This window comes from Streptomyces sp. WELS2 (genome assembly GCF_013870595.1).
Lineage (GTDB): Bacteria > Actinomycetota > Actinomycetes > Streptomycetales > Streptomycetaceae > Streptomyces.
On sequence record NZ_JACBWZ010000307.1, the window covers coordinates 1 to 6,834 of the forward strand.

Annotated in this window: 5 protein-coding genes and 2 pseudogenes; 3 read left to right on the forward strand and 4 right to left on the reverse strand. The window is 70.3% G+C overall.

Going from position 1 to position 6,834, the window contains the following annotated elements:
* Positions 1-132: pseudogene (locus H5J33_RS37565) on the forward strand (plasmid stabilization protein); the annotation flags it as partial.
* A 662-nt stretch (positions 133-794) separates the two neighbouring features.
* On the opposite strand, the pseudogene H5J33_RS38705 reads toward H5J33_RS37565, so the two are convergent.
* Positions 795-1,433, reverse strand: a pseudogene (locus H5J33_RS38705) (glucosamine-6-phosphate deaminase); the annotation flags it as partial.
* Between the two features lie 110 nt (positions 1,434-1,543).
* Positions 1,544-2,296: an SDR family oxidoreductase gene (locus tag H5J33_RS18630; RefSeq protein ID WP_181796064.1), complete on the reverse strand. Its 753-nt coding sequence runs from the start codon at positions 2,294-2,296 to the stop codon at positions 1,544-1,546.
* A gap of 93 nt (positions 2,297-2,389) precedes the next feature.
* On the opposite strand from H5J33_RS18630, the gene H5J33_RS18635 reads away from it, so the two are divergent.
* Together H5J33_RS18635 and H5J33_RS18640 are read left to right on the forward strand one after the other, a co-directional pair.
* Positions 2,390-3,022 (forward strand): TetR/AcrR family transcriptional regulator, encoded by a 633-nt coding sequence (locus H5J33_RS18635; protein WP_181796065.1) that lies wholly within the window; start codon positions 2,390-2,392, stop codon positions 3,020-3,022.
* 324 nt (positions 3,023-3,346) lie between these two features.
* Positions 3,347-4,822, forward strand: coding sequence for a sensor histidine kinase (locus tag H5J33_RS18640; protein ID WP_181796066.1), 1,476 nt, complete (start codon positions 3,347-3,349; stop codon positions 4,820-4,822).
* A gap of 269 nt (positions 4,823-5,091) precedes the next feature.
* Here the strand turns inward: H5J33_RS18640 and H5J33_RS18645 are convergent, their stop codons facing one another.
* The gene (locus H5J33_RS18645) at positions 5,092-5,349 is read right to left on the reverse strand and encodes a WhiB family transcriptional regulator (RefSeq protein ID WP_003992873.1); all 258 of its coding nucleotides are present in this window, start codon (positions 5,347-5,349) and stop codon (positions 5,092-5,094) included.
* Positions 5,350-5,670: 321 nt separating this feature from the next.
* Positions 5,671-6,639 carry a diacylglycerol kinase family protein gene (locus H5J33_RS18650; RefSeq protein WP_181796067.1) on the reverse strand — a complete coding sequence of 323 codons (969 nt, stop codon included), beginning with the start codon at positions 6,637-6,639 and terminating at the stop codon, positions 5,671-5,673.
* Between the last annotated feature and the right edge of the window lie 195 nt (positions 6,640-6,834).

Genomic DNA, 6,834 nt, shown 5'->3' on the forward strand with positions numbered 1-6,834 from the left:
CCGCAGTTCCCCCACGCGGCCACCGCGGGCGCCACCGTCGTCCCGGCCGTTCCGGACCTGCCCGAGACGGCGGACGTCCCCCTGCCGCCTGTGTCCCTGCTCGCCGCGCACGCGCGGGTACGGACGCCCTGAACGAACGGCTACCGAGCCGGGGTCACCCCGGGCACCGGCTCGACCGGCACGTACGTCCCGGTGTCGAAGGCGATGACCACCGGCTGTTCCTCGGAGTCCACGCGGACGCGGACCCGGTACATGGTGCCGTCCGGGCCGACCCAGTAGCGCACGTTGCCCGCCGTACCGGAACGGTCGGGTGCGGACGGCCCGGTCATGACGTCCACCCGGTGCCCGTCCACCCGGTCCCGCCCCCACCAGGCGGCCCCGTTCTGCGGCAGCAGTTCGGCGTTGTCCGGCCGGTCGCTGCCGAGCTTGAGCACGATGGCCAGCGAACTGTCCAGCGCGCTGCCGGACGCCTGGAGCGGACGGTCGTACCAGCCCGAGCGGGGTGGTGACGCGGGGGCGTGCGCCGGGGCGTTCGCCATCGGGTGGACGTACACCGAGGTGGCCGTCCACCGGATCAGCCCGTCGCCGGACGTGTCGCGTCCGCTGCCGTGCACCACGCCGTAGCCGACCTTGCCCCGGTAGTCCACGGACCCGGTGACGGTCAGCCCGCCGGCGGTGCCCGGCACGGTGATCGTCACCGCGCGGCCCCGCGCCTCGTAGTTGCGGAACCGGGTGACGGCCAGCCGGTTCGCCTCGTCCTCGGTCAGCGCGCGCGGACCGCTCGTGTCCGAGCCGCCGTGGGTGAGGAGGAACACGGCCACCGCGATGCCCTCGCCCGTCGCCAGCAGCACCAGGTGCCGGGCCTCCAGGATCGTCCCGATGCCCTGGGTGATGACGTGGTGCGGGACCTGCTCGATGTCCCCGTCGAAGAAACGGGCGTTGTCGATCCGGGTCTGCTCGGTCAGCGTCTTGATCCGGGTGCGCGAGGCGAGCGAGGAGCACGGTTCGTTGAACCCGATGTGTCCGTCGGTCCCGATGCCGAGCAGTTGGAGGTCCACCCCGCCGGCCTCGGCGAGGGCCCGGTCGTACGCCTCGCACGCCCCCTGGACGTCCCGCGCCGTGCCGTCCGGACCCATGAACGCGTCCATCCCTATGCCCAGCGGCTCCAGCACCTCACGGCGCAGCACCGAGCGGTAGGACTCGGGGTGGTCCGCCGGCAGCCCCACATACTCGTCGAGCTGGGCGATCCGCGCCCGGGAGGCGTCCACGGCGCCGGAGCGCACCTTGGCGGTCAGTGCCTGGTAGATGGGCAGCGGGGTGGAACCGGTGGCCACGCCGAGCAGGGCGTCGGGCTTGCGTCGTAGCAGCTGGGCCATGGCCTCGGCGATGAGCTCGCCGCCCGCCGCGGCGTCCGGAACGATGACAACTTCCACGCTGGGCCTGCCGTTCTGAAGTGGGCTCTGTGCGTCTATGTGGTTTAGACCAATCTAACAGAGCCCCCGTTCCAGAGCGCGGGAAGAAGCGGGGAAGACCCGGGAAATTCTCAGGTGAGGGAACCTCCCGTCGCGTCCAGCCAGTGACCGGTCACCCAGCGGCCGTCGTCCGAGGCGAGGAAGGCCACGACGTCGGCGACGTCGGCCGGTGTCCCCACCCGCCCCAGTGCCGAGAACGCGGCCGCCTGGGCCTGGCCGTCCTCCGTGCCGTGCAGGAACTCCGCGGTGTTGTCGGTGTCGATGATGCCGGGCGCCACCGAGTTCACCGTGATCCCGCGGGGGCCGAGCAGCTTGGACAGGTCCCGGGTGAGGACGTCCAGCGCCGCCTTGGTCATGGAGTAGACCAGGAGGTGGGGCATCACGGCGCTCCGCGCCAGGCCGGACGATATGTTCACCACCCGCCCGCCGTCGCGCAGCCGGTCCGCGCCGAGCCGGGTCACGAAGAAGGGGGCCTTGGCGTTCACCGCGAACAGCCGGTCGTACTCCTCCTTCTCGATCTCCTCGAACGGGCGCGAGGTGCCGATGCCCGCGTTGTTCACGATGATGTCCACCCCGTCCGCGTGCCGGTCGAACTCCGCCCACAGCCGCTCGGCGTCCCCGGGTGTGCCCAGCTCCACCCCGATCGCGAACGCGGAGCCGCCCGCCGCCTCGATCGCGGCCACCGTCTCCTTGGCCGCCTCCTCGTTGGTGCCGTAGTGCACCGCCACGCGGGCGCCGTCGCGCCCCAGCCGCTCGGCGATGCCCCGCCCGATGCCCCGGCTCGCACCCGTGACCAGTGCCGTCTTCCCCTTCAGCGCGCCCATGGCCGCCCCCTCGGATTTGTCTAGCGGTCATTACAAAAAAACCGTACACCACCCCGCCGACAATTTTCTAGGGGTCGCTATAAAATGGTCCTCATGGCCACCGGGCAGGACACACAGGCGAAGAGCGGCGGCGCGGGCCGGACGCGCGGCAGGCCGCGCTCCTTCGACCGTGCCACGGCACTGGAGAAGGCGCTCCTGGCCTTCTGGCAGCACGGGTACGAGGCCACCTCGGTCTCCGACCTCACCCGCGTCATGGGCATCGGCGCCCCCAGCCTCTACGCGGCCTTCGGAGACAAGCAGTCCCTCTTCGACGAGGTCGTCCGTGTCTACAGCGGCACCCACGGAGCCTTCGGCGCGCGCGCCCTCGAAGAGGAGCCCACGGCCCGCGAGGGCATCGCCCGCATGCTCCGCGAGGCCGCCGCCGAGTACACCGACCGGTCCCATCCGCAGGGCTGCATGATCATCCACGCCGCCATCAACTGCACCAACCCCGATGTCGAGGCGTTGCTGCGGGACCGGCGCAACGCCAACATCGCCGCCATCGAATCCCGGATCCGGGCGGACATCGCGGCCGGGCTGCTGCCGGCCGGCACCGACGCCGCGGCCCTGGCCCGCCACACCGGCGCCGTGATCCAGGGGATGTCCCAGCAGGCCCGCGACGGCGCACGCCGGGAGGAACTGGAAGCGCTCGCGGAAATTGCCATGTCCATCTGGCCCCACGACTGACCCGGGCGGGCTAGGCTGCGTGGCATCGCGGGCCGGCGCCTGTCACGGCGCGGACGCTTCCGCACCATGGACACGCCGACGTGGTCTAGTCCAGAATCGAACAACAACAAGCCTCCGTCTTCCCCGCACAGGAAGGCGGACCGAGGATCCGGTGCTCTCTGCCCTGACTGCCCGGCTCCTCGACCTTCGGCCGACCGGGACCGCACACCCCACGGCCGTTGATGCTCCGGGCTGCGGTGCCGGGAGGGTTGAGGGTCCCTTCCAGGCGCCGCGGCCCGCGGGTGTTTTTCCGGCCACCGTCAGGCCCCGGGTACGCTCGCACACGTGCCCTCCATGAACGAACTCGTACGCCAGCACACCGCCCTCGACGACTCCGACCTCGAGTGGCTTCACCTGCTGGTCTCGGAGTGGCAGCTGCTCTCCGACCTCTCCTTCGCCGACCTGGTGCTCTGGGTGCCCACCCGGGACGGCACCCGGTACGTCTCGGTCGCCCAGATGCGGCCCAACACCGGCCCGACCTCCTACCAGGACGACATGGTCGGCCACCTGGTCCCGCGCGGCCGGCGGCCGATGCTGGACGCGGCGCTGGACGAGGGCCGGATCGTACGAGAGGGCGACCCGGAGTGGCGCGAAGAGGTCCCCGTACGGGTCGAGTCCATCCCCGTACGGCGTGAGGGCCGCGTCCTCGGCGTGATCGCCCGGAACACCAATCTGCTCACCGTGCGCACCCCGAGCCGCCTGGAGCTGACCTACCTCCAGAGCGCCTCCGACCTCGCGCAGATGATCGCCGCCGGCTCCTTCCCGTTCCCCGGCCAGCAGGTCGACATGGACGCCTCCCCGCGCGTCGGCGACGGCCTGATCCGGCTGGACGCGGACGGCGTCGTCCAGTACGCCTCCCCGAACGCCCTGTCCGCCTACCACCGGCTCGGCCTCGCCGCCGACCTGGTCGGTCACCACCTCGGGCAGACCACCGCCGAACTCGCCCCGACCCGGGGCCCGGTGGACGAGGCGCTGGCCAAGGTGGCCAGCGGCTGGGCGCCGCGCGAGTTCGAGATCGAGGCGAACGACGGTGTGATCCAGTTCCGGGCCATCCCGCTCAAGCCCAAGGGCACCCGCATCGGTTCGCTGGTGCTGCTCCGGGACGTGACCGAACTGCGTCGGCGCGAGCGGGAGTTGATCACCAAGGACGCCACCATCCGGGAGATCCACCACCGGGTGAAGAACAACCTCCAGACGGTCGCGGCCCTGCTCCGGCTCCAGGCCCGGCGCATCGAGTCCGAGCGCGGCCGGGAGGCGCTGGAGGAGGCGGTCCGCCGGGTCGGCTCCATCGCGATCGTGCACGAGACGCTGTCGCAGAACCTGGACGAGCGGGTCGAGTTCGACGACATCGCGGACCGGGTGCTGGCCATGGTCGCCGAGATCTCGCCGGGCAAGGTCACCGGCCGGCGCACCGGACGGTTCGGCATACTCGACGCCGAAGTGGCCACCCCGCTGTCCATGGTCCTCACCGAGATCCTGCAGAACGCCTTGGAACACGGCTTCCGCGAGGGCGACACCGGCACGGTCGAGGTCTCCGCGGTGCGCGGCGGCACCACCAAGGAGGCCCGGCTGCTGGTCACCGTCCAGGACGACGGCGTCGGCCTGCCCGAGGGCTTCGACCCGCACCGCTCGGGCAACCTCGGTCTGCAGATCGTACGGACGCTGGTGGAGGGGGAGTTGGGCGGATCCTTCGACATGGTGCCGGCGTCCGGGCGCGGGACCCGGGTGATCCTCGACATCCCGGTGCGGGCCCAGAAATAGGCGACACCCTGCTCTCGGCGGCGCCTTGAGGGCGGCAAATGAGCGGCAACCCGCTCGTGCTTCAAGGTGTTTGTCGCAGCAGTCACCGCGAGGACGCGTTCGGGCACAGCAAAAAGCCCCGGACCGCCATTGGTCCGAGGCTGATGCTCGTTGCTGCTCTGCTTTATCGCTAAGCGCTCCGGGGGAACTGCGCGCTGCGGCTCGGGGGCGGGAGATGCGTACGTGCTGTGCGCGCCGCCAAGCTCAGGCTGTCAGCAGGGGTGGGTATGTCAGGCGGAGGCCTGACGGGCCCGGTTGCGGGCGGCGCGGCGCTTCATGGCGCGGCGCTCGTCCTCGCTGAGACCACCCCAGACGCCGGAGTCCTGACCGGACTCGAGCGCCCACTGCAGACACTGCTCGATCACCGGGCAGCGACGGCAGACGGCCTTGGCTTCCTCGATCTGCAGCAGCGCAGGACCGGTGTTGCCGATGGGGAAGAAGAGCTCGGGGTCTTCCTCGCGGCAAACGGCGTTGTGACGCCAGTCCATGGCTGCTACCTCTCCTTGGTATTACGTGCAGGTTGCTTGTGAATGTGAACGCTTTCACGAATCCCTCAACAAGTGAAGGGCCGACCGCCGAGTTCACACCCGGCGTGGTCCTTGGTTTGAAGAGGGGTTCCGGTGATCAGTGGAGGCCGGTGTTGCGGGCCGTCCCGATCGCCACGTAGAGACTCGCAAACCTCGGCGGCGGATACAACCCCTTCCGGAAAGTTTTTTTTGATTCCTCGGTGTCGACTAGGTCACAGCCGTACTTCCATGGGGTGGATCCTGGCCTAAACGTTCGAGTGAAAGGACTTTTGCCCGTTCCGCTCACACAATCACACGCAGTGCACGGCGTACGCCTGTGAACGTCACGCTCGTACGCAGGCCAAGGTGGTCACCGTCCATCTGGAGGGGCAGCGGCACCTTCGAATGCAAGGTGAACTGATCCAGATCATGCAGGGAGACCGCGTGCTTGCCGTGCGGTCCGCGCTCGGGGGACGAAGTGAGCAACTGGGTGCCATACCGGGCAACCGCGGCCGTCGAGAGACGGCTGAGACCCAGCACGTCGATGCCGGTGTCGAACGACGCCTTGGGTGACGTGTACATCGGGCGATTGCCGAGGTACGTCCACGGGGACGTGTTCGAGACTATGGCGACGACCAGATCCTCGACGGGGTCCGCGCCCGGACGTTCCAGGGTGATCGTGCCGTTGCGGCGGTTCGGCTCGCCCAGGAACTGCCGGACCACCTGCCGGACGTAGAGCGCGTGGGTCGACTTCTTCCCGCGCTCGCGCTGCTGCTCCACCCGGCCCACCACGCCCGCGTCGAAACCGAGCCCGGCGTTGAAGGTGAACCAGCGGGCCGGCACCGCCTCGTCCTCGGTGCCCGGCGGACCCGACGTCAGCCCCAGGCCGACGATCCGCTCGGTGCCGTCGCGCAGCGCGTCCAGCAGCGCGCCGGTGGCCTCCACGGGATCGTTGGGCAGGCCCAGCGCCCGGGCGAACACGTTCGTGGAACCGCCGGGGACGACGGCCAGACCGGGCAGGTGCTCCGGGTCCGGGCCGGCGTGCAGGAGGCCGTTGACGACCTCGTTGACCGTGCCGTCGCCGCCGAGCGCCACCACCAGGTCGATGTCGTCGCTCTCCGCCGCCTGCCGGCCGAGGTCGCGGGCGTGACCGCGGTACTCGGTGGTGACCGCCTCCAGCTTCACCTCGCTCGCCAGCGCGTGGATGAGCACATCACGTCTGCGTGCGCTTGTGGTGGTAGCCGCCGGATTGACCACGAGAAGTGCACGCATGCATGGCAGCGTACCTACTGGGGGGTATCGGGCCCAGCCCGAGGTAGGGATCCGGTAAGAGACGGGGCGTGAGCCTGAACACGCTCCGCCGGGCGCGCCCCCGGGTACCCGGCCGCCGCCGGGGCGCGACGGCTACCCTTCTGGGGTGAGCAGTCAGCAGAACCCCGCCCACCGGCGGCGTGACGGTCACCAACC

What these genes read in the sequence shown, in the direction of transcription:
- H5J33_RS18650 (WP_181796067.1), bottom strand. Translation starts at nt 6,639, where the DNA reads ATGCGTGCACTTCTCGTGGTCAATCCGGCGGCTACCACCACAAGCGCA.
- H5J33_RS18630 (WP_181796064.1), bottom strand. Translation starts at nt 2,296, where the DNA reads ATGGGCGCGCTGAAGGGGAAGACGGCACTGGTCACGGGTGCGAGCCGG.
- H5J33_RS18635 (WP_181796065.1), top strand. Translation starts at nt 2,390, where the DNA reads ATGGCCACCGGGCAGGACACACAGGCGAAGAGCGGCGGCGCGGGCCGG.
- H5J33_RS18645 (WP_003992873.1), bottom strand. Translation starts at nt 5,349, where the DNA reads ATGGACTGGCGTCACAACGCCGTTTGCCGCGAGGAAGACCCCGAGCTC.